The sequence below is a fragment of the Caballeronia sp. PC1 genome (assembly GCF_021353155.1).
Classification (GTDB): Bacteria; Pseudomonadota; Gammaproteobacteria; order Burkholderiales; family Burkholderiaceae; genus Caballeronia; species Caballeronia cordobensis.
In genome coordinates, this window is sequence record NZ_JAJUBH010000002.1 from 1,806,785 (window position 1) to 1,829,858 (window position 23,074).

General features: G+C 64.9%; 24 protein-coding genes. 16 read left to right on the top strand and 8 right to left on the bottom strand.

The genetic code is table 11. The features are described from left to right. Positions 1 to 92: 92 nt before the first annotated feature. Genes phnN through phnF form a run of 3 tightly spaced genes read right to left on the bottom strand, consistent with a single transcriptional unit; the run spans position 93 to position 2,109 of the window. The gene (gene phnN, locus LY284_RS24350) at positions 93 to 653 is read right to left on the bottom strand and encodes a phosphonate metabolism protein/1,5-bisphosphokinase (PRPP-forming) PhnN (RefSeq protein WP_053569806.1); all 561 of its coding nucleotides are present in this window, start codon (positions 651 to 653) and stop codon (positions 93 to 95) included. Next, entirely contained in the window at positions 650 to 1,357 is a 708-nt protein-coding gene (locus LY284_RS24355) for a DUF1045 domain-containing protein (RefSeq protein WP_233388230.1), read from the bottom strand. Before LY284_RS24355 ends, phnN begins: the two co-directional genes overlap by 4 nt. Next, entirely contained in the window at positions 1,354 to 2,109 is a 756-nt protein-coding gene (gene phnF / locus LY284_RS24360) for a phosphonate metabolism transcriptional regulator PhnF (RefSeq protein ID WP_014251725.1), read from the bottom strand. The genes LY284_RS24355 and phnF overlap by 4 nt, the downstream gene beginning before the upstream one ends. Before the next feature lie 161 nt (positions 2,110 to 2,270). Here phnF and phnG point away from each other — a divergent pair, with 161 nt between their 5' ends. From phnG to LY284_RS24410, 10 genes are all read left to right on the top strand, one after another. Continuing rightward, the gene (phnG, locus tag LY284_RS24365; RefSeq protein WP_233388231.1) at positions 2,271 to 2,759 is read left to right on the top strand and encodes a phosphonate C-P lyase system protein PhnG; all 489 of its coding nucleotides are present in this window, start codon (positions 2,271 to 2,273) and stop codon (positions 2,757 to 2,759) included. Then, a complete protein-coding gene (phnH, locus tag LY284_RS24370) occupies positions 2,756 to 3,379 on the top strand; it encodes a phosphonate C-P lyase system protein PhnH (protein WP_233388233.1) in 624 nt (207 codons plus the stop codon). The genes phnG and phnH overlap by 4 nt, the downstream gene beginning before the upstream one ends. Then, positions 3,379 to 4,479, top strand: coding sequence for a carbon-phosphorus lyase complex subunit PhnI (locus LY284_RS24375; protein WP_233388235.1), 1,101 nt, complete (start codon positions 3,379 to 3,381; stop codon positions 4,477 to 4,479). Before phnH ends, LY284_RS24375 begins: the two co-directional genes overlap by 1 nt. Continuing rightward, positions 4,476 to 5,330, top strand: a complete 855-nt coding sequence (locus LY284_RS24380) for an alpha-D-ribose 1-methylphosphonate 5-phosphate C-P-lyase PhnJ (RefSeq protein ID WP_233388237.1) — start codon at positions 4,476 to 4,478, stop codon at positions 5,328 to 5,330. Before LY284_RS24375 ends, LY284_RS24380 begins: the two co-directional genes overlap by 4 nt. Next, a complete protein-coding gene (phnK, locus tag LY284_RS24385) occupies positions 5,327 to 6,097 on the top strand; it encodes a phosphonate C-P lyase system protein PhnK (protein WP_053569811.1) in 771 nt (256 codons plus the stop codon). Before LY284_RS24380 ends, phnK begins: the two co-directional genes overlap by 4 nt. 7 nt (positions 6,098 to 6,104) lie before the next feature. Continuing rightward, positions 6,105 to 6,875, top strand: a complete 771-nt coding sequence (phnL, locus tag LY284_RS24390; RefSeq protein WP_233388239.1) for a phosphonate C-P lyase system protein PhnL — start codon at positions 6,105 to 6,107, stop codon at positions 6,873 to 6,875. Next, a complete protein-coding gene (locus LY284_RS24395) occupies positions 6,869 to 8,002 on the top strand; it encodes an alpha-D-ribose 1-methylphosphonate 5-triphosphate diphosphatase (RefSeq protein WP_233388241.1) in 1,134 nt (377 codons plus the stop codon). Before phnL ends, LY284_RS24395 begins: the two co-directional genes overlap by 7 nt. Positions 8,003 to 8,182: 180 nt before the next feature. Continuing rightward, the gene (locus LY284_RS24400; protein WP_233388243.1) at positions 8,183 to 9,547 is read left to right on the top strand and encodes an MFS transporter; all 1,365 of its coding nucleotides are present in this window, start codon (positions 8,183 to 8,185) and stop codon (positions 9,545 to 9,547) included. 241 nt (positions 9,548 to 9,788) lie between these two features. Next, entirely contained in the window at positions 9,789 to 11,327 is a 1,539-nt protein-coding gene (locus LY284_RS24405) for a methyl-accepting chemotaxis protein (protein ID WP_014251734.1), read from the top strand. A gap of 141 nt (positions 11,328 to 11,468) precedes the next feature. Beyond that, positions 11,469 to 11,750 (top strand): hypothetical protein, encoded by a 282-nt coding sequence (locus tag LY284_RS24410; RefSeq protein ID WP_233388245.1) that lies wholly within the window; start codon positions 11,469 to 11,471, stop codon positions 11,748 to 11,750. Between the two features lie 90 nt (positions 11,751 to 11,840). On the opposite strand, the gene LY284_RS24415 is transcribed toward LY284_RS24410, so the two are convergent. Continuing rightward, positions 11,841 to 13,406 carry a serine hydrolase gene (locus LY284_RS24415; RefSeq protein ID WP_233388247.1) on the bottom strand — a complete coding sequence of 522 codons (1,566 nt, stop codon included), beginning with the start codon at positions 13,404 to 13,406 and terminating at the stop codon, positions 11,841 to 11,843. A 106-nt stretch (positions 13,407 to 13,512) separates the two neighbouring features. Beyond that, positions 13,513 to 13,926 carry a VOC family protein gene (locus LY284_RS24420; RefSeq protein ID WP_041732036.1) on the bottom strand — a complete coding sequence of 138 codons (414 nt, stop codon included), beginning with the start codon at positions 13,924 to 13,926 and terminating at the stop codon, positions 13,513 to 13,515. A 115-nt stretch (positions 13,927 to 14,041) separates the two neighbouring features. Between LY284_RS24420 and LY284_RS24425 the strand changes: the two genes are divergently transcribed. The 3 genes from LY284_RS24425 to LY284_RS24435 all read left to right on the top strand — a co-directional run bounded on the left by LY284_RS24425 (position 14,042) and on the right by LY284_RS24435 (position 17,173). After that, a complete protein-coding gene (locus LY284_RS24425) occupies positions 14,042 to 14,980 on the top strand; it encodes a LysR family transcriptional regulator (protein WP_233388249.1) in 939 nt (312 codons plus the stop codon). A 36-nt stretch (positions 14,981 to 15,016) separates the two neighbouring features. Beyond that, complete coding sequence (locus tag LY284_RS24430; RefSeq protein ID WP_233388252.1) at positions 15,017 to 16,147, top strand: FUSC family protein; 1,131 nt, start codon at positions 15,017 to 15,019, stop codon at positions 16,145 to 16,147. 798 nt (positions 16,148 to 16,945) lie between these two features. Beyond that, positions 16,946 to 17,173, top strand: coding sequence for a hypothetical protein (locus tag LY284_RS24435; RefSeq protein WP_233388253.1), 228 nt, complete (start codon positions 16,946 to 16,948; stop codon positions 17,171 to 17,173). Between the two features lie 46 nt (positions 17,174 to 17,219). Here the strand turns inward: LY284_RS24435 and LY284_RS24440 are convergent, their stop codons facing one another. Together LY284_RS24440 and LY284_RS24445 are read right to left on the bottom strand one after the other, a co-directional pair. Beyond that, the gene (locus LY284_RS24440) at positions 17,220 to 17,975 is read right to left on the bottom strand and encodes an AAA family ATPase (RefSeq protein ID WP_045452879.1); all 756 of its coding nucleotides are present in this window, start codon (positions 17,973 to 17,975) and stop codon (positions 17,220 to 17,222) included. A gap of 10 nt (positions 17,976 to 17,985) precedes the next feature. Further along, positions 17,986 to 19,503, bottom strand: a complete 1,518-nt coding sequence (locus LY284_RS24445; RefSeq protein ID WP_233388256.1) for an MDR family MFS transporter — start codon at positions 19,501 to 19,503, stop codon at positions 17,986 to 17,988. Between the two features lie 372 nt (positions 19,504 to 19,875). Between LY284_RS24445 and LY284_RS24450 the strand changes: the two genes are divergently transcribed. Together LY284_RS24450 and LY284_RS24455 are read left to right on the top strand one after the other, a co-directional pair. Next, positions 19,876 to 21,228, top strand: coding sequence for an ATP-binding protein (locus LY284_RS24450; RefSeq protein WP_233388257.1), 1,353 nt, complete (start codon positions 19,876 to 19,878; stop codon positions 21,226 to 21,228). A gap of 172 nt (positions 21,229 to 21,400) precedes the next feature. Next, a complete protein-coding gene (locus LY284_RS24455) occupies positions 21,401 to 22,084 on the top strand; it encodes a response regulator transcription factor (RefSeq protein WP_014251742.1) in 684 nt (227 codons plus the stop codon). Between the two features lie 23 nt (positions 22,085 to 22,107). Here LY284_RS24455 and LY284_RS24460 read toward each other — a convergent pair whose 3' ends face one another. After that, positions 22,108 to 22,293, bottom strand: coding sequence for a DUF3563 family protein (locus LY284_RS24460; RefSeq protein ID WP_014251743.1), 186 nt, complete (start codon positions 22,291 to 22,293; stop codon positions 22,108 to 22,110). 273 nt (positions 22,294 to 22,566) lie between these two features. On the opposite strand from LY284_RS24460, the gene LY284_RS24465 reads away from it, so the two are divergent. Then, positions 22,567 to 22,932, top strand: a complete 366-nt coding sequence (locus LY284_RS24465; RefSeq protein ID WP_014251744.1) for a hypothetical protein — start codon at positions 22,567 to 22,569, stop codon at positions 22,930 to 22,932. Positions 22,933 to 23,074: the final 142 nt, after the last annotated feature.

Consider the following 23,074-nt stretch of genomic DNA (forward strand, 5'->3'; position numbering starts at 1 on the left):
GCGAACGAAAATCCACTTGCAACTGAGGGTATACGCGGAGAGGGGGCCGGGTCCGCGCCGCCGTCTGCGACGCGGAAGGCGAAAAAGCGGTGTTAAGCGCGGCCCGCGAGCGCGAGCAGGTCGAGGAATTGCGTACCCGCGTCGGCGAGCATGCCGGAGTTGTCGATCTTCACGACATGCGCATGCGCGGGCAATTCGAACGCGGGACGCCGCGCGAGGCGCGCTTCGATCTGCCGCGCATCTTCGCGTCCGCGACGCGCGAGACGTGCGGCGAGCACCGAAGGCGCGGCATCGATATGCACGAAGCGCGCATCCGGATAGCGTTCGAGCGCGAGTTCCGCATGCTGCCGCGAACCGTTCACGACGACCGGCATCCCGCGCGCGAGCCACGCATCCAGCTCTATGCCGATGCCATAGCAAAGACCGAGGCTTTCCCAATGCATCGCAAAGAGGCCGTACGAAAGCCGCGATGCGAATTCGTCGTGCGAGAGCACGATGTGATTCTCGCCGTCCGCCGCCGCGCGCGTGATGTAGCGATGCGAAAACATCACGTGCGCGCCCACGCGTTCGCGCGCGAAGCCGAGCAGCGAGTCCTTGCCCGCGCCCGATGGCCCCATCACGTAGATCAGCTTTGCGCTGTCGAATCTGGTCATGCCACGACATCCTGTGCGTTGTTGAACGGAAGGCGCTGCCATAGCGTGAACGGCGCGCCCGGCGCGGGCTCGATGAAGAGCGCCGCGCCATGCATCGGCAAGGGGCCGAGTGTCTCGATGCGACGCGTCCACGCCGATATGATCGATGCGCGCGCGACGGCGTCGTCGAGCGAATCGGAGAGCGTCATATGGAAGCGGTATTCATCGAAGACATACGGATAGCCCCATTCGCGCAGCAGCGCGATCTGCCGTGCGCTCATGCCGGCGCCAATGCGGCGCTCGATGCTTTCGCGCGACGGCACCGCGCGCAGCGCGGCGAGCGCCTGCAATGCGTTGCCGGCGAGCGTGCGCAGCCAGTCGTCGTCGAAGGACTGCGCGGGACGCAGCGCGACGAAGTTGCCGAGTTCCGCGGCTTGCACCGGCATGTCGAAGCGCGGCACCGAACTGGCCCAGGCGCGCGCGCACGCGAGCACGTCGGCCAGCTCGATGCCCGGCGCCATGTGAAACGGCGCGATGAGCGTCGCGTGCCAGCCATAGCGGCGCGGCGCGTGCGTGAGCGCATGCGCGGGCGTGGCGCTTTCCAGTCCGTTCTCGGCGTCGCGGCCGAGCCATTCGCACCCCTCGCGCCACCACGCCGACGATGCGGGCGGCGCGTAATAGAGGGCCACGCGCGGATTGCCGCCATTCACGTGCGCGCCGCTCATAGATCGTGCTCGATCATCAATTGCACGCGATCGGCGGCGAAATGCGTGATGCCGTATTTGATGGGCACGCCGTGCTCGTCGACATCGACGTTTTCGACCCACAGCACCGGCTGCTGGCGATTGATCTGCAAGCGCCGCGCGACCTCCGACGAAGGCAGCACGCTGCCGATGCGGCTCCATTTGCGCGTGTAATCCTTCACGCCGAAGGTCTCGAGCGCGGCGCTCACGCCGCCCGCCGCTTCGATCGCCGCGGGCAGCTCGTTGAAGCGCGCGGCCGGATACCAGTTGCGCGCATAGGTCATCGGAATGCCGTCGGAATCGTGGCGCGTCTCGATCTGATAGACGAGCGTGCCCGCGCGCACGCCGAGCGCCTTCGCGACGGACGGATCGGCCTTCACGCGCTCGGACGTGAGCACGACGCCCGCCGACGCATGTTTCTGACGCCGCAGATTCTCGGTGAATCGCGTGCGCCGCCCGATCTGATAGTCGATCGCGCCGGGCTGCACGAAGGTGCCGCGCCCCTGCTCGACGCTGACGAGGCCCGTCGCCGCGAGCCGCAGCATCGCGCGGCGCACGGTATGACGATTCACGTCGAAGCGCTTCGCGAGTTCCGCCTCGCTCGGCAGCCGCCCCTCGTCGCCGAAGCTCTTCGCGGCGATCTCGGCGGCGAGAATCTGCTCGATCTGCCGCCAGACCGCGACCCCCGCGCCGCGCTCGACCGCATGAGGCGCGGCATTTTCGTTCGATGTCATTGCGCTGTCATTCCTGTCGGTTTGAATATCGTTCTCCCGGATTGTAGTGCGCAACTCGTGATGGAAATGTGAAAGCTTCACCACATGACCAAACGTCTAGACGACTAGATAAGGCCACGAGTAGCATAGCGACGACCGGTCCTACAAACATAGGGAAAGCGATGAGTACTTCAATGGAGCCGCACGCGCCACACGCGCGGGGCCGCCGCGAATGGATGGCGGTGCTCGCCCGCACGCCGCGTGAGGCGCTGCGAGAGGCGCTGGACGCGGCGCTCGACGGCGAGCGCCTGCCTGCTTACGAATGGCTGCGCGCGCCGGAGTCCGGGCTCGCGATGGTGCGTGCGCGCATCGGCGGCACGGGCGATGCCTTCAATCTCGGCGAGACGACCGTCACGCGCGCCACGCTGCGTGTGCGCACCGGCGACGGCAGCGCGCCGGTCGGCGTCGCGGTGCACATGGGCCGCGACAAGGAACGCGCGACGCTCGCCGCGCTCGTCGATGCGCTGCTGCAAATGCCGCGCTACGCGGACCGCTTGCAGGCGCGCGTCATCGAGCCGCTGGCCGCGCGCATCGCGGACGAACGCCGTCGCAGGCAAGCGCAAGCGGCCGCGACCAAGGTCGAATTCTTCACGATGGTGAGAGGCGAATGATGCAGATCGACATGACCACGCTCGTGCCCGGCTTCAACGACACGGTGCATGACGCGCAGCGCGTGTTCCGCGCGCTGCTCGATGCGCTGTCGCGCCCCGGCAGCATCGTCGCCATCGATGCCGCGCTGCCCGATAACCACGCGTTGCGCGATGCGCTGGCGGGCCGCGTGCCGCTAGCGGCGTTCGCGTCGCTGCTGGCGATCACGGATTACTCGACGCCCGTCCATATCGACCGCGAAGACAACGTGCTCGGCGATGCGCTGCGCTTTCACGCGAGCGCCCCTTTGACGAACGATCGTCGCGAGGCAGCGTTCGCCTATATCGACGATGCGCGCGCCATGCCTTCGCTCGACGCGTTCTCGCATGGCGAGCCCGAATCGCCCGAAGATGCCGCGACGTTGTTCATTCGCGTGCCGTCGCTGACCGAAGGCGAGCCGCTCGTGTGGCGCGGTCCGGGCATCGCGGAATCGCGCACGGTGGCCATCGCGGGACTGACGCACGCGTTCTGGCATCAGCGCGCGACGCTCACCGCGCTCTTTCCGTGCGGCATCGATTGCTATTTCGTGGCGGGCGGCGCGCTCGTCGGCCTGCCGCGCACGACGCAAGTGGAGGTGAACTGATGTACGTCGCGGTCAAGGGTGGCGAACGCGCCATCGAACGTTCATGGGACGTGCTTGCGATGAAGCGCCGCGGCGATCTCGCGGTGCCCGAGCTGTCCGTCGCGCAGATTCGCGAGCAGATGCGTCTTGCCGTCGCGCGCGTGATGACCGAAGGCTCCGTCTACGACGAAGACCTCGCCGCGCTCGCGATCAAGCAGGCGGCGGGCGATCTTGTCGAAGCGATCTTCCTGTTGCGCGCGTATCGCACGACGCTGCCGCGCTTCGGCTACACGCTGCCGGTCGATACGGAAGCGATGTGCGTCGAGCGCCGCATTTCGGCGGCATTCAAGGACATTCCCGGCGGACAGATGCTGGGCGGCACCTACGATTACACACAGCGTCTGCTCGATTTCACGTTGCTCGCCGAGGGCGAACACGCCAATGGCGCGGCTATCGAAGAAAAGGAATCCGAAACAAATGCGATGCCGCGTGTGCTTTCGATGCTCGACAAGGAAGGGCTGATCGAGCAGGAGCGCGCGCACGAAAACGCGCCGGAACCGGGCGATCTCTCGCGCGAGCCGCTGTCGTTTCCCGCCGATCGCGCCACGCGCCTGCAAAATCTCGCGCGCGGCGACGAAGGCTTCCTGCTCGCGGTCGGTTATGCGACGCAGCGCGGCTATGCGCATAGCCATCCGTTCGCGGGCGAGATCCGTCACGGCGAAGTCGCGGTGGAGATGCATATCGACGAACTGGGCTTTGCGGTCGAGATCGGCGATATCGACATCACCGAATGTCAGATGATCAATCAGTTCGCGGGCAGCGGCGAGGTGCCGCCGACCTTCACGCAAGGTTATGGCCTCGCCTTCGGCCATTCGGAACGCAAGGCCATGGCGATGGCGCTCGTCGATCGCGCATTGCGCGCCGAAGAGCTGGGCGAAACGGTGGGCTCGCCGACGCAGGATGCGGAGTTCGTGCTGTATCACAGCGATAACGTGGAAGCGTCCGGTTTCGTGCAGCATTTGAAGCTGCCGCATTACGTGGACTTCCAGTCCGAGCTCGAATTGCTGCGCCGTTTGCGCGCGGCGCATGGCGAAAACGGCAACAAGGAGAATGCGGCATGAACGCGCTCACCGAAGGGTATAACTTCGCGTATCTCGACGAGCAGACCAAGCGCATGATTCGCCGCGCGCTGCTCAAGGCCGTGGCGGTGCCGGGTTATCAGGTGCCGTTCGCATCGCGCGAAATGCCGCTGCCGTATGGATGGGGCACGGGCGGCCTGCAGGTGACGTCGGCGATCATCGGTGAACGCGATACGCTGAAGGTCATCGATCAAGGCTCCGACGAGACCACGAATGCGGTGAACATCCGGCGCTTTTTCGCGCGCACGGCAGGCGTGGCGACCACCACGCGCACGGCCGATGCGACCATCGTGCAGACGCGTCACCGCATTCCCGAAACGCCGCTCACGGACAAGCAGATCCTCGTGTATCAGGTGCCGATGCCCGAGCCGCTGTTCCGCCTGGAGCCGCGCGTGACGGAATGCAAAAAGCTGCATGCGCTCGCGGACTATGGCCTCATCAACGTGAAATACTATGAGGATATCGTGCAGCACGGCAGTATCGCGACGACTTACGATTATCCGGTGATGGTGAACGAGCGCTATCTCACATCGCCATCGCCGATCCCGAAGTTCGACAATCCGAAGATGCACATGAACCCGGCTTTGCAGTTGTTCGGCGCGGGACGCGAACGGCGCATCTACGCTATCCCGCCTTATACGGAAGTGAAGAGCCTGGATTTCGAGGATCATCCTTTCAGCGTGCAGAAGTGGGCGCATGCGTGCGCGCTGTGCGGCTCGCGTGAGAGCTTTCTCGACGAGATGATCGTCGACGACGCGGGCAAGCGCATGTTCGTCTGCTCCGACAGCGACTACTGCCACAGCCGACGCGGCGACGACGAGGTGATGCGATGAACGCACTGCTCGAAGCAAGACGCCTCACCAAGCGTTATGACGGACGCGGCGGCTGCGTCGATGTCGATCTCGTCGTCCATCCGGGCGAAGTGCTGTGCATCGTCGGCGAATCGGGATCGGGGAAATCGACCTTGCTGAATGCGCTCGCGTTGCGCAGCGGGATCGACGGCGGTGCGCTCGCCTACACCACACGCGAGGGCGAAGCGCTCGATCTGCTGACGCTCGCGGAACCGAAAAAGCGCCTCCTGTCGCGCACGGAATGGGGCTTCGTGCATCAGAACGCGCGCGATGGCCTGCGCCGCAATGTGTCGGCGGGCGCGAACATCGGCGAGCCTTTGATGGCGATCGGCGCGCGCCACTATGGCCGGCTGCGCGAAACGGCCGCCGACTGGATGAGCCGCGTCGAACTGGACGCCGCGCGCATCGACGAACTGCCTTCCGCGTTTTCGGGCGGCATGCAACAACGTCTGCAGATCGCGCGTAATCTGGTGACGGGACCGCGTCTCGTGTTCATGGACGAGCCCACCGCCGGCCTCGATGTCTCCGTGCAGGCGCGGCTGCTCGACTTGTTGCGCACGCTGACGAGCAAGCTCCATCTCGCGGCCGTGATCGTCACGCACGATATCGGCGTGGCGCGTCTGCTCGCGCATCGGCTGATGGTGATGAAGGACGGGCGCGTCGTCGAAAGCGGACTCACCGATCAGGTGCTCGACGATCCGCAACATCCTTATACGCAGACGCTCGTGGCGTCCGTGTTGCCGGTCTGAGGTGAACATGACATTGAGTAATGAATTCGTCGCGAACGATGCGCTGATGCTGAGCGCGCGCGATATCGAAAAGACCTTCACGCTGCATCAGCAGGGCGGGGCGCGCATCACGGCTTTGTCGGGCGTATCGCTCGATGTGGCGCGCGGCGAATGTGTCGTGCTCGCGGGCGCTTCGGGCGCGGGCAAGAGCACGTTTCTGCGCTGCATGTACGGCAACTATCTCGCGACGCGCGGCAAGATCGCGATTCGCGACGACAACGCGCCTTCGCGTCACGTCGTGCTGACCGATGCCCTGCCGCACGAGATCATCCGCCTGCGCAACACCACGATGGGCTACGTGAGCCAGTTTCTGCGTGCGATTCCGCGTGTGTCGTCGCTCGATCTCGTCGCGGAGCCGCTCGTGTCGCGCGGCCTCGATGAAGACGAAGCGCGCGAACGCGCGAGCGCGCTGCTCGAACGCCTCAACGTGCCGCGCCGTTTGTGGACGCTCGCACCCGCCACGTTCTCCGGCGGCGAGCAGCAGCGCGTGAACATTGCGCGCGGGCTGATCGCGGCGCATCCGCTTCTGTTGCTCGACGAACCGACCGCGTCGCTCGATGCCGGGAACCGCGACGTGGTCGCCGATCTGATCGTCGAGGCGCGCGAGCAGGGCGCGGCGATCGTCGGCATCTTTCATGACGAGGACACGCGCGAGCGCGTCGCGACGCGCATCGTGCGGCTCGCGAGCGCGAACGCCGCGTCCGTTCAAACCGAATCCGGGATATTGCAAACATGCTGATCAAGAATGCGCGCATCGTGACGCGCGATGAAGACTTCGTGGGCACCGTGCGTATCGAGGACGGACGCATCGCGGAGATCGCGCCGGGCAATACCGCCGCGCGCGAGGCGCAAGACTGGGACGGCGATTATCTGCTGCCGGGCTTCGTCGAGCTGCATACGGACAACATCGAAAAGCATCTTGCGCCGCGTCCGGGCGTGCTGTGGAATCACGAAGCGGCCATCATCGTGCATGACGCGCAGGTGGCGGCGGCGGGCATCACGACCGTGTTCGATGCGCTGGGCGTCGGTTCGCGTCCCGAAGACGGCGTGCGTGGACGCGAGTTGCAGGTGCAATGCGCGCAATCGATCGGCAAGTTCGTCGAGCGCGATCTGCTGCGCGCGGATCACTTCCTGCATCTGCGTTGCGAAGTCGGCACGACGGATGTCGTCGAAGTGTTCGATTCGTTGTCTGCGCATCCGCTCTTCAAGCTCGCATCGGTGATGGATCACACGCCGGGTCAGCGCCAATGGCAGGATCACGAGAAATGGCGCAAGTATCAGGAGCGTCACGGCAAGTGGAGTGACGAGCACGCGGACAAGATTCTCGCCGAGCTCGCCGAACATCAGCAGCGCTATGCGGCGAAGCATCGCGCGGATATCGTCGGGCGTTGCAAGGGTTTGAACATCTCGCTCGCGAGTCACGACGACACGCTCGTCGAGCACGTCGAGGAAGCGGCGCGCGACGGCATCGCGCTGGCCGAATTCCCGACGACGCTCGAAGCGGCCCGCGCCGCGCGCGCGCACGGCATCGCGACGATCATGGGCGCGCCCAATGTCGTGCGCGGCGGCTCGCATTCGGGCAATGTGTCGGCGCTGGAACTGGCGAAGGAAGGGCTGCTCGATATTCTCTCGTCGGACTACGTGCCGTCGAGCCTGCTGATCGCGGTGTTCGATCTCGTCGGCAAGGCGGGCTGGTCGCTGCCGCGCGCCGTCGCCACGGTTTCGTGGGCGCCGGCGCACGCGGCGGGACTCGCGGACCGCGGCGCGATCGCGACGGGCCTGCGCGCGGATTTCGTGCGCGTCGCGGCGGTGGACAACGTGCAGGTGCCGCGCGAAACCTGGCGCGCCGGACGCCGCGTCGCCTGACAGACAGGCTTCATTCCCGGCGCTTTCGTTATACGCGGGTAAGCCCGCGTTGACGAGGCGCAAGCTTCTTCAGTACCCTCAGCGCGAGTTCGCTATGTGAATCGCTGTTCGTCCAGCGAACATTTTGGGTCCGGGGCGCGCTTTTGCCGGTTGCGCGTCCATCATCGAAAAGGGAATGAAGTGAGTAGAAGTCCTGCCGTGAACGTACAGACGTTCATCAACGAGCATCCGTTTTCGCCGTTTCAATGGCTGATCTTCGGAATGTGCTTCGTGATCGTCCTGCTGGATGGTTTCGATACCGCCGCCATCGGTTTCATCGCGCCGTCGCTCGTGACCGAATGGGGCATCAGCCGCCCGGCGCTCGCGCCTGTGCTGAGCGCGGCGCTCTTCGGCCTCGCCGCGGGCGCGTTGCTCTCCGGGCCGCTGTCCGACCGGCTCGGCCGCCGCGCGATGCTGCTTTCGTCGGTGCTGATCTTCGGCGTCGCGTGTCTCGCGTCGTCGTTTTCGGCCGACATCACGCAACTGACGGCGCTGCGCTTCATCACCGGCATCGGCCTGGGCGCCGCGATGCCGAACGCCGTCACGCTGATGAGCGAGTTCTGCCCCGACAACCGCCGCGCGACGCTCATCAATCTGATGTTCTGCGGCTTTCCGCTGGGCGCTGCCTTCGGCGGCTTTCTAGCGGCGTGGATGATTCCGCATTTCGGCTGGCGCAGCGTGCTGGTGCTGGGCGGCGTCGCGCCGCTGGCGCTTTCGGTGCTGCTCATCGCCACGCTGCCGGAATCGGTGCGCTACATGGTCGCGAAAGCGAAGCCCGTCGAGAAGATTCGCGCGACGCTCGCGCGCATTTCGTCGGACGCGATGCAGGCCGGCTCGTTCTTCATGACCGAAGCCGCGCCGGCGGCGGCGGGTCAGAGCGGCATGAGCGTGGTGCTGTCGCGCCAGTACATCGTCGGCTCGGTCATGCTGTGGATCACGTATTTCATGGGCCTCGTGATCTTCTACGCGTCGATCAACTGGATGCCGATCCTGCTCAAGGAATCCGGCCTGCCGCCGCAAAAGGCGACGCTGATTTCCGCGCTGTTCCCGCTCGGCGGCGTCGGCGCGGTGCTGTGCGGCGTGCTGATGGACAAGTTCAACGCGAACCGCATCATCGCGGCGTGCTATGCGCTCACGGCCGTGAGCGTGTATCTGATCGGTCAGGCGGCGGGCAATGTCGGCATGCTGGTGCTGGTCGTGTTCCTGGCGGGCGTGCTGATGAACACCGCGCAATCGTCGATGCCCGCGCTCGCCGCGGCGTTCTACCCGACGCAAGGGCGCGGCACGGGCGTCGCCTGGATGCTGGGCATCGGGCGATTCGGCGGCATCGCGGGGTCGTTCCTCGTCGCCGAACTGACGCGTCTGCATTTCACCTTCGGCGGCATCTTCGCGACGATCGCGGTGGCGGGCATCGTTTCGGCGGTTGCGTTGCTGATCAAGCAGGCCGCGCATCCGCAGACGGCCATGACTAGCGATCTGAAATCGACTGAGCCGCTCGGGCACTGATTCGACGTGTGTGGCAGTAGTTGAGCGCCCCGTGCGACTTCGGTCGCGCGGGGCGTTTTTTGTTGCCTGAAGCGCTGCCCATCCCTCCCTAAAGAACCCCCGCGCACGGCCGTTAATCTGCACGCAGCTTTCGAAATCGAGGCCGTGCCGCCGTCCGGCGCGCAAACGTAAAAGAGCCACGATTCGAAAGCCGCACAGCGAGCGCCGCCCGGGCGCTCTCCCTCGGCTCTTCCATCAGATCGTGAAAAAACTCTCTTTCAAAACCAAGCTCATGAGCATCGTGGGCTTCGTATGGCTCAGCCTGATTCTTCTTTGCGCGCTCAACGCGATTTCCACGAAACACGCGCTGATGCAAAACCGCCAGGACGGGCTCGCCGAACAGGTTCAATCGGCGACGAGCGTCGTCAGGTTCTACGTGAAGCAGGCGCAAAGCGGCGCGCTGCCCGAAGCCGAGGCGAAGCGGCTCGCCATCGCCAGTGTGCGCGCAATCCGTTACGGCACGAGCGGCTACATCGGCATTCTGGATTCGAAGCTGTTCCAGATCATGAACCCCGTGCGGCCCGATACGGAAAACAAGATCAACGATTTCGTCGATAGCACCGGCAAGCACTTCACGGCCGAGATCGTCAAGCACGGTCTCGATGGCTCGCATATCACGACCTATCTTTATCCGAAGCCCGGCGAGCAGGAGCCGCTGCCCAAGATCACCTACGGCGACTACGTGCGCGAATGGGACTGGCATGTCTATTCGGGCGCTTACATCGACGATATCGACGCGGCCTTTCGCGTGATCCTGCTGAAGTCGCTGCTGCTCATCGGCGCGATCGGCGCGGCACTCACGTTCGCGATGACGCTCATCATCCGCGGCGTGCTGAAGAGCATCGGCGGCGATCCGCAGGACGTGGCGACGGTTTGCCAGCGCATCGCGGCGGGCGATCTCGCGCAAGCCGTGCACGTGCAGCGCGGCGACGAGTCGAGCCTCATGCACTCGATGCACACGATGCAATCGCGTCTCACGCAGACCATCGCGCAGATCAAGCTGGTCGCTGACGGCATCACGGCGGCATCGCGCGAGATCGCCGACGGCCATCACGATCTGTCGTCGCGCACCGAGGAGCAGGCGGCTTCGCTCGCGGAAACGGCATCGAGCATGGAAGAACTCACGTCCACCGTGCGCCTCAATTCCGATAACGCCGGCCAGGCGACCCAGCTCGCGGCGAGCGCTTCGGCGACGGTGGAAAGCGGCAGCGGCGTCGTGCTCGGCGTCGTCGCGACGATGGACAAGATCGCGGGCAGCTCGGAGAAGATCGTCGACATCATCGGCGTGATCGAAGGCATCGCGTTTCAGACCAACATTCTCGCGTTGAACGCGGCCGTCGAAGCGGCGCGCGCGGGCGAGCACGGGCGCGGTTTCGCGGTGGTCGCATCGGAAGTGCGCGCGCTCGCGCAGCGCTGCGCCGCCGCCGCGAAGGACGTGAAGACGCTCATCGACGAATCGGTGACGAACGTGACGGCGGGGCAAGACCTCGCGCAGCAATCGGGCGACACGATGCAGCAGATTCTCTCGTCCGTCACGCGCGTGTCAGACATCATGAGCGAGATCTCGACGGCCTCTTCGCAGCAGACGCAGGGCATCGAGCAGGTTGGCGTCGCGATCACGCAGATGGACGCGGTCACGCAGCAGAACGCCGCGCTCGTCGAGCAGGCAACGGCCGCCGCCGCCGCGCTCGCTGTGCAGGCCGAAGAGCTGAAGCGCACCGTCGCCGTGTTCAAGACCTGAAAACTTTCATCGGAGACTTCGGCGATTGCGAATCGTCAGACCGTGGCATAGCGCGTGCTGACTCGTAACGTGCGACCGGGCCGCCGCGCGCTTGCGGCGGCCGGCAGGCATTTTTGCAAACCGCCAACAGGAGTCTCCGACATGAAACGTTTCGCCCTTCCCGCCGCTGCCGGCGCTTTCGCGCTCGTCTGTGCGTCCGCTTTCGCGCAGGACAATCCGCCGAGTTCGAACACCGGCCTTCAGGCCGGCGACAACGCGCAGACGACGCAGCCCGCGCACGCGAAGCCGCACGCCAACAAGTCTTCGCATTCGAAGCAGATGCACAAGAGCCCGATGAACGCGGGACCGTCCACGGAACCGGGCGGCACCGCGACGCCGAGCGGCCCCGGCGCGCCCGTTAGCGCGAGCGGCTCTGGCAAGTAGCAGGCAGCAAGTAGCATGCAGCAAGCAGCGCGATGAAAGCACAAACGGGACGCCCGCGCGGCGTCCCGTTTGCTTTTGATGCGCATTGCTTCAGCGCACGAAGGTGCCGAGGCCGTCCGCGTCGTAATATTCGAGCGTCACGCGATCGCTCAGGAACGACGCCTTCGAGATCGTGCCGGGGTTTGCGTTTTCGTTGACGAACGCGAACGTGAAGACATCGCCATCCCAGTGCGAGAGCGGCAGCGTCAGCGGACGCGGACCGATCACGATGGCGAGCGCGCCGCCGTTATCGACGACCTGAATCGGCCCGAAGTAATCGTTCTTGTACGTGCCGACGTAAGTCGACAACGCACGCGCGGGCAGCGGCGAAGCGGGCGGCGTCGCGCCGACGAGGGAACCCGAGGGCTTCGTGAGCGGCAGGAGCCCGTCGTTGTAGCGCTTGAACCAGTCGTGCTGGACGGAGCCGTATTGCACGATGTCGAAGAACTGCTGGTTGAGCGCTTCCGGCACGCCGACCGGATAGCCGTTCGTGAGCGCGACGATCGCCAGATTCGTCGATGGCACCACCATGAAGTTCGTCGCCGCGCCCACGCCGAACGCGCCCGAATGGCTGTACGACGGTCGCCCGGCTTCCGTCTGTCCCACGTTGAAGCCGTAGCCGTAGAAGCCCGCGGGGCGGCCGTCGCCGGGCGGCGAGCTTTGCACCTGCGCGGTCGTCGCGGCGGCGAGGGCGGTTGCATCGACGATGCGGTTGCCGTTGAACACGCCCGCGCCGAGCATCATCGCGAGCCACTTCGCCATGTCGTTGACCGACGCGCTCACGCCGCCCGCGGGCGATTGCGCATCGGGCATCGTGCCCGCGCCCTGCACCCATTGATCGCCGCGCTTCACGTGCCCGGTCGCGCGGTTCGGCCGCGCAATGAAATCGGCGTAGCGCGAGCTCGTGCTCGTCATGCCGAGCGGCTTGTAGAGCACGTTTTCCGACAACGTCGCCCAGTCGATGCCCGCCGCGGCCGCGACGGATTCCGCCGCCGCCGTCAGGCCGAAATTTGTGTAGAAGTACGAATGACGGAACGGATGCAGCGGCAGATAGCGCAGACGCTCGAGCACGTCCCGCTGGCCGTAGCCCATGTCTTCGAGCGTGTCGCCGGCATGATCGGGCAAGCCCGACTGATGCGAGTAGAGATCGCCGATGGTGAGGGCCGCGCTCACGTCTTCATCGGACAGCGTGAACCACGGCAGATGCGCGCGCACCGGCGTATTCCATGCGATGCCGCCCGCGCCGACCTGATGCGCGACGACCGACGCGCCCACCGACTTCGATACCGATGCAAGCTGAAACACCGTGTCGGCATCGACCGTCTGGCCCGAGCCGACGAGCCGCGTGCCGAAGCCTTTGGCGTACACGGTCTGCGTGCCGCGCACGACCGCGACGGCCATGCCGGGCACGCCGGTCGTGCTTAGAAGGGTGTTCGCGAGCGCGTCGAGTTGGGCAAGAGCGGCGTTGATGTTCGCGTCCGGCACGGGGCCGGTCGACGATCCGCCGGATGGCGTCGATGCGTTGGCGTCGCCGGAATCCGAACCGCCGCCGCACGCGGCGATCGTGCTGCACAGCGCCGCGCCGAGAAAGCGGCGGCGTCCCTCCAAAGGTCTCATTCCCGTCTCCCCGATGTCGCGCACGGCGCGCCCGACGGATTCTATAGTGGAAACGATCCGTCAGGCATGCGTCGCACGAACGAAAGGAGACGCCTGGGCGAACGCGTTACTTCGCGAACAGCGACGACATATTGGCGAACGCCTTGATCTCGACGGCATTGCCCGACGGATCGAGAAAGAACATCGTCGCCTGCTCGCCGACTTCGCCCTTGAAGCGCACATGCGGCTCGATGATGAAGCGCGTGCCCGCGGCGCGCAGCTTGTCGGCGAGTGCTTCCCATTGCGGGATCGACAGCACGACGCCGAAGTGGCGCACCGGCACCGCGTCGCCATCGACGGCGCTCGTCGAACGATGCCCGATTTCTTCCGGCGCGAGATGCGCGACGATCTGATGCCCGTAAAAATCGAAATCGACCCAGGCGTCAGAACTGCGGCCTTCCGGGCAGCCGAGCAGCTCGCCGTAGAACTCGCGCGCGGCAGCGAGGCTATGAACAGGGAATGCGAGGTGAAACGGCGGCATGGCGTGCTTCCTTTTGTCATGAGTGGGGAGGGGAAGACCACAGTCTATTCACAAATATCGGTGTTGAAAAACGATATATTGCGGGAGTCATCCCCAATTTTTTTGATGAATCGACATGCTGCGCGAACTTCAGACTTTCATCGCGGTGGCGCGCCACGGCACGTTCGCGGGCGCGGGCGCGCAGATCGGCCTCACGCAATCGGCCGTGAGCGCGCAGATGCAGCGCCTCGAAGCGCATCTCGGCATGACGCTGTTTGACCGCACCGGGCGTTCCGCGACGCTCAACGAGGCGGGCCGGCGCACGCTCGAACTCGCCGACGAACTGCTCGCGCTCTACGCGCGCCTGTCCGAACCGGAAGGCGGGGATGGCCGCGGCGGTCTGCTGTCGGTCGGCGCGATCGCGTCCGCGCATGCGGCGCTGTTGCCCGATGCGATCGGCGCGTTCAGGCGCGCGTCGCCCGCGTGGCGCATCCGGCTCGTGCCGGGCGTGTCGCTCAATCTGCTCGCGAGCGTCGATGCGGGCGAGATGGACATGGCCGTCATCATCCGTCCGCCGTTCTCGCTGCCGGCCGAGTTACGGTGGCGCACGCTCGCTGCGGAGCCGTTCGTGCTGCTCGCGCCCGCGGCGAAGAAGGGCGCGCACTGGCGCGAGCTGATCGAGTCGGAGCCGTTCATCCGTTATGACCGGCGCTCGTTCGGCGGCCGGCAAGTGGACATGTTCTTGCGCAAGCGGCGCATCGCGGTGCGCGATTCGATCGAAGTCGATGAACTGCCGGGCATCGCGCAACTGGTCGCGCGCGGGCTGGGCGTGGCGCTCGTGCCAGTGTCCGATGGCATCGGCGCATGGCCGCGCGGCGCGGTGGCGCTCGATCTCGGCGACGATGGCTTTCATCGCGAGATCGGTCTCGTCGAGCGCGCGCGGCGGCTGCGCACCGACGAGCCGGATGCGGCGGCGCGGCTGGCCGACTGCATCGTCGAGGCGGCGCGGCAAAGCGGGCCGCGCGCGCCGGCCGGGCGTGCACGCGCGCTGAAGACTCGGCGCGGCATCGCCTAGAATGCGTGGCAGGCGCGTGTTCCTACGGTGACGTCCATGGATGACGAGCAGCACATCGGCGACGCGAAAGCGCGCCTCGCGAATTCGGCGGCCCTGCTCGCGCGATCGGGCGCGCGTCGCGTACGGGCGGCGCTCGCGTGGATCGATCGAGTCGATCCGGGCACGCATCGGCGCATCAAGGGTTTGCGGCTCGTGACCGCGTACGGACTCGCGGCGGCGCTCGGCGCGCTGCATGACGTGACGCAGCGCGTGCCGGTGGGCGTGTCCGTCGGCGCGCTCGCGGGCGGGTTCGCGCTGTGGGCGAGCGTGTCCGAGGCGCGCACGACGCGCTACGAATCGAGCCGCGATCTGGCCATGTTGTGCATCGCCGCGGCGTTCGGCGCACTCACGTTCGCGCTGTTCGGGCCGATCTTTCGTGAACTGGGACGGGGCGGCGCCGAACTCATTCTCGTCACGGGCGCGTTCTTCGCGGGTTATCTCAAGCGCTTCGGGCTGACCGGGGCGGGCATCGGCTCGCAGCTTTATATCGGGCAACTTCTCGGCTATGGGATGGATCTCTCGCCCGGCGATGCGTCGGCGATTCTGATCGCGCTGCCGGTCGGCATGCTCGCGGCCATCGTGCCGCGTGTGTTGAGCGGACCGGCGGAGCATCCGGCGCTGCTGCCCGCGCTGGCTTCGGAGCCTGCATATGGGCGTGAGGCGATATCGCCCGCTACGGCGATGGGTCTGCAGGCGGCGTGCGGCGCGCTGGTCGTGGTGGCGCTCAATCGCGTGTTCGGGCTCGCGGAGTCGGCGTGGGCGATCACGGCGTGCGTGTATGTCGTCGCGACTTCGGCGGTGGGGACGGCGGATCGCGTCAGGCGGCGGATTTATGGGACGCTCGTTGGCGTGCCGCTCGGGCTCGTGTGTTTGCCGCTTGCGGAGCATTGGCCGCTTGTTGTGTGGGGGTTTTCCGCTTTGGCGATGATTGTTTATGCAATGGCTCTGCCGGAGCGGTATGACATCGCGTGTGGGGCTTTTGCGTTTGTGCTTGTGGTGACGCTGGCTGCCAGCGGGGTGCATTCGGTTTCTTTGCTCGCGGCGCGGGCTTGGGAGACTTTGCTTGGGGGGGCTTTGGGGTTGGTGGCTTCTAGGGTTTTGTTTCCTTTGAAGGTGGTTAGGGGGTAGGGGGTGGGTTTTGGTTTTTCGTTTTTTGGTTCTCGTGGAGCTTGCTTTCGTGCCGGTCTATTAGCACTGCCCCTCCCCGGGGCGGGGGTAACTTTCTTTGCTGCTGCAAAGAAAGTCACCAAAGAAAGCAGCTTTGTCACCGCCCGCGGTCACACGCAGTTTGGCCATTTTTCTCCTCGGGGAACGGCCCTCGCCTAAGTGTCGCCCTCGAAGGATCCACCGGGCTTGGATCGCGCACGGTCTGTCACATCGCGCCACTTAACGAACCGGTACAGCCATATCAAGTTCCAGCCCGCTTCGCGGCCGATGGGTCAATCGGGTATGCGAGTGCATTCGTGTTCGTTGGTTTCCCCTGCATACCCAACGGCAGCGCGTAGCGCTGTGCCGAAGCTATTTCGTGCTGAACCAGTGCACTTCGCGCACTGGTTTGTCAGACCGTGCGCGATCCAAGCCCGGTTGGGCTTGTGAGGGCACTCTTTAGGCGAGGGCCGTTCCCCGAGGAGAAAAGTGGCCAACGTGCGTGTGACCGCGGGCTGTGAGAGAGCTGCTTTCTTTGGTGACTTTCTTTGCAGCAGCAAAGAAAGTTACCCCCGCCCCGGGGAGGGGCAGTGCTAATAAACCGACACGAATACGGGATCCGCCGAACAAGAACCCATACGTTCCTACCCAACCATCCGTAGGGATTTCAACACGAAAACATGCAAGTAGACTGCGATCACATTTCAGAAGCTCGATTGCTGGCAGGCAGTGCAAGTGAGGCCGATGAAGTGGTTACGTGAAACCCTCAGGAGCACTATCATGATCAGCAATCTCAAAGGCATCATCTTCGTCACGGCGCTCGCCGCCGCTTCTTATGCGCTCGCAAGCGGCTACGGCCCTTCGCCGTATTACGCGCCGATGGACGGCGCTCCCGCCTCGCAGCAAGGCATGAACCTGCAGACGATGGCGCAGGACGCTCAGCCAAGCAACGACGCGAGCGTCGACAAGTCCAAGCAAGACAGCCCGCTCATTCAGGCGCAAGACTGAGTACGGCAGGCTCAGCGTCCTGCCCGGCCACATCGGCAGGACGCCTTCAGCGCTCGCCGTCGAAAAGCGTGCGCAACATGCGCTCAGGATTCGCGAGAAACGCGCGCGTCACCTTGAAATGCTCGGTGTCTTCATACGCGACCCGCGCGATGCCGTCTTCTCCGAACTGATAGATCCACGCATCGGGATACGCCATGAGAATCGGCGAATGCGTGGCAATGATGAACTGGGAATCATCATTGACGAGATCGTGAATGCGCGCGAGCGCAGCCAACTGACGCTGCGGCGAAAGCGCGGCTTCCGGTTCGTCGAGCAAATACAGCCCTTGCCCGCCGAAACGCTCCATCAACAGCGTGAGAAACGACTCGCCATGCGACTGCTCATGCAGCGACCTGCCGCCATATGACGCGATGACCGGCGGACCGAAGCCGGGTTCATCGTCGAGCTGCTCGATTTCCGTCGCCACATTGAAGAAGCTCTCCGCGCGCAAAAAGAAGCCGTCGCGCGGCCGCTTGAATCCCTTCGCGATGCGCAAATACTCGTGCAGCGGCGAATGCGACACGCGCGTGCCGAAGCGGAAATTCTTCGTGCCCCCTTCGGGATTGAAGCCCATCGAGACGGCGATCGCTTCGAGAAAGGTGGACTTGCCCGAGCCGTTCTCGCCGACGAGAAACGTGACCTTCGGATGCGGCTCCAGCATATCGAGCGCACGCACGGCAGGCAGCGAAAAGGGATAGGCGTCGAAGGACGGCGCCTTGTCGCGCATGAGCGTGATGCGGCTGATGTATTGCGTCGAGATCATCGCGCGGATTTCAGTGGAGAGCCTGATTTGCAGCGTTTTTCGCATCGGCCGCGCTGGCTGTGCCGGCGCTTCCCCGCGCGCGGCCAATGTCGATCTTCGGCATGAACATCATCGAGACGACAGTGCCAAGCGCGATCACGAACATCGCCGTGAAGGTCATGTGCAGCGAGTGATGCAGCACGAGGCGGATGTCGTTGTTCAGCGAGAAGTCGCCGGGCACGGACGAAAGCAATTGCTTCAACTGATCCGCATGCACGGGCGGCAGGCCGTCCGTGTGCGTGAGGCCGTAGTTCTGCACGGCACCGAACACGGCGGCGCCGAGCGTGTTGCCGAGATTGCGCGAGAACAGGTTCGACGCCGTCGCGCTGCCGCGTTCCTGCGGCTGCACGATTTCCTGAATCAGGATGAGGCACGACACGCTCGTGATGCCCATGCCGAAGCCCAGCACCGCCGAGCCGACGCCCGCCCAGACCGGGCTCGATTGCGGGCCGAGCAGCACGAACGGCAATGCGCCGAGCGGGATGAACAGCGGGCCGGTCATCAGAAGACGCCGCAAGCCGATGCGGCTGAACGTACGCGACGTGAACGTGGCGCCGCTCGGCCAGCCGATCATCATCATCGTGAGCGCGAGGCCCGCTTCGACCGGCGTGCGATGCATCACGCCCTGCACGTACATCGGCAGGAAGGTGGTGAGGCCCATCATCGCCATGCCGGCGAGCAGGGTCGCGACGTTGCTCGCCGCAATCGGGCGATGCGACCATAGCTTGAACGAGATCATCGGATCGGCGGCGCGGCGCTCCTGCACCACGAAGCCCACGATGGCGAGCACCAGCACCGCGATCTCCACGCCGACGCGCGCATTGCTCGCGTGACCGGCATCGGTGAGCGCCATCATCAGCGCGGCCACCGCGGCGGTGAAGAAGAACGCGCCCGCGAGATCGACCGCGGGGCGGTCGTGGCGCTTTTCCTCGTGCAGAAAGAGCGTGAAGAGCAGCGCGGCCAGAATGCCGATCGGCACGTTGATCCAGAAGATCCACGACCACGAAAGCTGGCGGATCAGCAGGCCGCCGACCATCGGCCCGAGCACCGCCGACACGGCCCACACGCTCGCGAGATAACCCTGCACCTTGCCGCGCTCGCGCGCCGGATAGAGATCGCCGACGACCGTCAGCGCAACCGGCAGGATCGCGCCCGCGCCGACGCCCTGAAGCAGCCGGAACACGATCATCGCGGGCATCGACCACGCGAAGCCCGCGAGTATCGAGCCGACGAGAAAGATCGCGATGCCCACGAGAATCGCGGGCTTGCGGCCGAAAATATCGGCGAGCTTGCCGAATACCACGGTCAGCGCGGTCTGCGTGAGCAGGAACGACGAGAACACCCAGCTATAGAGATTGAGGCCGCCGAGCTGCGTCGCGATCTGCGGCATCGCGGTCGAGACGATGGTGGCTTCGATCGCGACCATGGCCATCGAGGCCATGACAGCGGCAATGACGAGGGGACGAGCGGTTTTCTTGGTTTGTGACATGCGTTTTATGAATGGCATATCGCCCGCCGCGCGCGTGCGGGGAATACATGACGAATGGAAGGTTCCGCGGCGACGGCGCTTGTAGGCTTGCGATCTCCTTGCAATCCGCGCGATGCCGCCTTTTAAATCAGCGCCGCATGCAATGTTATCCCGGTGAGCCGCGGGCTGCTCGGCCGTGCGCGAGACGTTCCTCATTAAACGCTAATTGAACACGGCTACGCTGCTCCATGTAGATCCATCGCGCTCGGCGCCGCTTCCATCACTCACATGTCGTCTTTCAGACCGAAATCCCCCGCAATGTCGCCTAAAATCGAACCGGAAAATGGTTTGCGTCCCGGCTCGTCCCGGTCCTTCCCGAAGCGGCATACACGCATGCTCAAATCACTGAAGAATCAGCTGGTCGTCGCGCTGGGGCTGCTCGTGAGCATCATCGGCGTCGTGCAGGGCGTGAGTTCGTATCAGTTGAGCAAGACCGGCATGAGCGCGCTGCTCGACATGCGCCTCGAACAGGTGGCCACGCGCCTGCGTGAGGGCGGCTTCGTCGAACGCATACCGGAAAATCCCGCGCGCGGCTCGCAGGATTTCCGCGATATCGTCGTCGTCGTATGGAAGCCGGATGCCGACTTGCCCTACCGCACGACCGACCCGTCGCTGCAATTTCCGCGCGATGCGAAGCCCGGCTTCAGCGGCGCCGAATTCAACGGCGAGCACTGGCGCATCTTCACCCGCCAGGAGCCGACGATGACCATTCAGGTCGCGCAACGCTCGTCCGTGCGCCGCGAGCTCACCACGGAAACCGCGACGGTCACGCTCTGGCCGATCGCCGTGCTGCTGCCGCTCGTGTGGATCGCGGTCGCGTTCGTCGTCAGGCGTTCGCTGCGCCAGTTGACCGCGCTCGGCAACGAGGTGCGGTGCATCGACATGGGCCATCTGCAACCGTTGTCGACGGTCGGCGTGCCCACGGAGATCAAGCCCTTCATTCATTCGATCAATACGATGATCGAGCGCCTCGCCGATTCGATCGACAAGGAGCGCAAGTTCATCGCCGACGCCGCGCACGAACTGCGCACGCCGCTCACCGCGCTTCAGCTTCAGGCGGACAATCTCGCGCCGCATATCTACCCCGGCAATCAGGAGCGCTTTCAGGAATTGCGCAAGGGCATTGCGCGCGCCGGCGGTCTCATCACGCAACTCCTGCGGCTCGCGCGCGCCGATGCGCCCGTGAACGGCACGCCGCTTTCGCGCGTCGATCTCTCCACGGTCGTGACGAACGCGGTCTCCGACGTGCTGCCGATCGCGATTGCGCGCGGCCTGGATATCGGCGCGGAGGAAATGCTGCAGGCGCACGTGCGCGCGGTCGAGACGGATATCGGCATGGCGGTGAAGAACCTCGTCTCGAACGCCGTGCGCTATACGCCCGATGGCGGCACCATCGATCTGCGCATGCGCCGCGACGCCGGCATGGTCTGGGTCGATGTCGTCGATACGGGGCCGGGCATCGACGAAGCGCTGCTGCCGCGCGTGTTCGACCGCTTCTTTCGCGCCAATCCCGACGTGGAAGGCAGCGGCTTGGGCCTTTCGATCGTGAAGGCGATCGCCGCGCGTTATGGCGGCGACGTCATGCTGGCCAATCGCCGCGACGGGCGCTCGGGCATCGTGGCGTCGATCGGTTTTCCGGCCGAGGACGTGAAGGAGAGCGCGGCGGCCGTGACGGATTGCGCATGAAACACGTAGGGATTTGCGCGCCGTTTTGCGCCGATTACAATGCATTCGCTGCGTGGCGCGAAATGAAACTCGCCGGTTCAGAATGAAATAACACGACCGGTCGTGCATTAATTTCTTCGTGCCGCTTTCCGGGCGCGTGGCGCGCGCCATTCTCGCGGGAGCGGGGTGGAACATGCGAATTCTCCTGATCGAAGACGACGTGCAGATCGGCACGAGCCTCATGCGTGCGCTCAAGGACGCCGACTACGCCGTCGACTGGGTCCGTGACGGCAATGCGGGCCGCGAGGCGCTCGACGCCGCCGAATACACCGTGGCCCTGCTCGATCTGGGCTTGCCGGGCATGACGGGCATCGAACTGCTACGCCAGGCGCGCACCGCGGGCAACGCAACGCCGGTGCTGATTCTCACCGCCCGCGACGATCTCGACACGCGCGTGCAAGGCCTCGATCTCGGCGCCGACGACTATCTGCTCAAGCCCTTCGACATGCCCGAACTGCTCGCGCGCATACGCGCCGTGCTGCGTCGCAAGGCAGGCTATGCGGTCTCGCGTCTCGGCGACGATTCGCTCAGCCTCAATCTCGATCAACGCACGCTCACGTGCGGCGAAAATTCCGGCGTGCTGTCCGCGCGCGAATTCGCGCTGATGCACGCGCTGCTCGAACGTCCCGGCACGATCTTCTCGCGCGATCAACTCGAAGACCGGCTGTACGGCTGGGGCAAGGAAGTCGAGAGCAACGCCGTCGACGTGCTCATTCATTCGGTGCGAAAGAAATTCGGCGCGAGCGTGATTCGCAACGTGCGCGGACTCGGCTGGACCGTGATGCTGGGCCAGGCGGGCCGCGAAGAACCGAAGTAGCGCACGTTGCGGGCGTCGCGCGCTCACTGCGCATCGTAATGCCGGCCGAGCGAGCCGCAAAAATGCATGCTGTAGTCGTGATCTTCGGTTTCGACCTGACGCATGCGGCGCTCGAGATCGGCGAGATCGCTCGATGAGGCGAGGTAGTCGTCGTGGGCATCGTGCATCGAGAAGAAGCTGCCGACGGATTGCGAAAGACGTTCGAACATGATGTGCTCCTGTCATTGAAAGGCCCGCATGCGGGGCCGACGAATGCAGGTTATGCCGCGTGAATTAGCGGTAAATGAGAGCAGCGAAGCCACCCCTCCTTTTCGAAACGACGAAGCGTTCGGCAACGCACCGTGAAGCGGATTACGACGCGCGAAAGGCACTGCCGCGCCGCACCATCCCGTGCTATCTTGTTTTTATACGGATTTCATACGGGTTTCATACGGAGCGCCGGCGTGATCCGCATTCGTCGATCGTCTTTCGTGAAGGCCGCCATGAACGATGTGTCTCGTACCCTCAGTGCCCGCGACCGCGTCGAGTTGCTCTGCTGGCTCACGTGCGGCAGTCTCGGCGCGTATTACCTGAATGGCGACTGGCCCGCTCCTTCGTTTCACGTGCAGGCCGCGCATAAGTGGCTCGACCGGCATCAGCGCTACGCGGACTGGCTCACGGTCGCGAAGCTCGCGGCCATCGCGCGGGATATCGCCACGCAGCATTGCGCCATGCTCGAAGCAGACTGGGCGCGCGAAGCCGTCGAAGAAATTCTCGACAGCGAAGACCTCAACTATCAGTCGGATGTCGTGCGGCAGGTTTTCGACGATTGCCGCCGCGCGCTCGCGGAAAAGCGCACGCCGGAATGAACGGGTCAGCGCGCGCGGCAAGGCGCTAGCGCAAAGACCTGTATGGATGTACAGTAAGCCATTTTCTTTTCATGACGGCGCCGCGCAACGGGCGCCGTGAATCGCCACCGCATGTTTCGCGCGTTCGTTCCCGTCCGTTTTG

Coding starts and splice junctions, on each gene's coding strand:
- phnN (WP_053569806.1), bottom strand. CDS start 653: ATGACCAGATTCGACAGCGCAAAGCTGATCTACGTGATGGGGCCATCG.
- LY284_RS24355 (WP_233388230.1), bottom strand. CDS start 1,357: ATGAGCGGCGCGCACGTGAATGGCGGCAATCCGCGCGTGGCCCTCTAT.
- phnF (WP_014251725.1), bottom strand. CDS start 2,109: ATGACATCGAACGAAAATGCCGCGCCTCATGCGGTCGAGCGCGGCGCG.
- phnG (WP_233388231.1), top strand. CDS start 2,271: ATGAGTACTTCAATGGAGCCGCACGCGCCACACGCGCGGGGCCGCCGC.
- phnH (WP_233388233.1), top strand. CDS start 2,756: ATGATGCAGATCGACATGACCACGCTCGTGCCCGGCTTCAACGACACG.
- LY284_RS24375 (WP_233388235.1), top strand. CDS start 3,379: ATGTACGTCGCGGTCAAGGGTGGCGAACGCGCCATCGAACGTTCATGG.
- LY284_RS24380 (WP_233388237.1), top strand. CDS start 4,476: ATGAACGCGCTCACCGAAGGGTATAACTTCGCGTATCTCGACGAGCAG.
- phnK (WP_053569811.1), top strand. CDS start 5,327: ATGAACGCACTGCTCGAAGCAAGACGCCTCACCAAGCGTTATGACGGA.
- phnL (WP_233388239.1), top strand. CDS start 6,105: ATGACATTGAGTAATGAATTCGTCGCGAACGATGCGCTGATGCTGAGC.
- LY284_RS24395 (WP_233388241.1), top strand. CDS start 6,869: ATGCTGATCAAGAATGCGCGCATCGTGACGCGCGATGAAGACTTCGTG.
- LY284_RS24410 (WP_233388245.1), top strand. CDS start 11,469: ATGAAACGTTTCGCCCTTCCCGCCGCTGCCGGCGCTTTCGCGCTCGTC.
- LY284_RS24415 (WP_233388247.1), bottom strand. CDS start 13,406: ATGAGACCTTTGGAGGGACGCCGCCGCTTTCTCGGCGCGGCGCTGTGC.
- LY284_RS24420 (WP_041732036.1), bottom strand. CDS start 13,926: ATGCCGCCGTTTCACCTCGCATTCCCTGTTCATAGCCTCGCTGCCGCG.
- LY284_RS24425 (WP_233388249.1), top strand. CDS start 14,042: ATGCTGCGCGAACTTCAGACTTTCATCGCGGTGGCGCGCCACGGCACG.
- LY284_RS24430 (WP_233388252.1), top strand. CDS start 15,017: ATGGATGACGAGCAGCACATCGGCGACGCGAAAGCGCGCCTCGCGAAT.
- LY284_RS24435 (WP_233388253.1), top strand. CDS start 16,946: ATGATCAGCAATCTCAAAGGCATCATCTTCGTCACGGCGCTCGCCGCC.
- LY284_RS24440 (WP_045452879.1), bottom strand. CDS start 17,975: ATGATCTCGACGCAATACATCAGCCGCATCACGCTCATGCGCGACAAG.
- LY284_RS24445 (WP_233388256.1), bottom strand. CDS start 19,503: ATGTCACAAACCAAGAAAACCGCTCGTCCCCTCGTCATTGCCGCTGTC.
- LY284_RS24450 (WP_233388257.1), top strand. CDS start 19,876: ATGCTCAAATCACTGAAGAATCAGCTGGTCGTCGCGCTGGGGCTGCTC.
- LY284_RS24455 (WP_014251742.1), top strand. CDS start 21,401: ATGCGAATTCTCCTGATCGAAGACGACGTGCAGATCGGCACGAGCCTC.
- LY284_RS24460 (WP_014251743.1), bottom strand. CDS start 22,293: ATGTTCGAACGTCTTTCGCAATCCGTCGGCAGCTTCTTCTCGATGCAC.
- LY284_RS24465 (WP_014251744.1), top strand. CDS start 22,567: ATGAACGATGTGTCTCGTACCCTCAGTGCCCGCGACCGCGTCGAGTTG.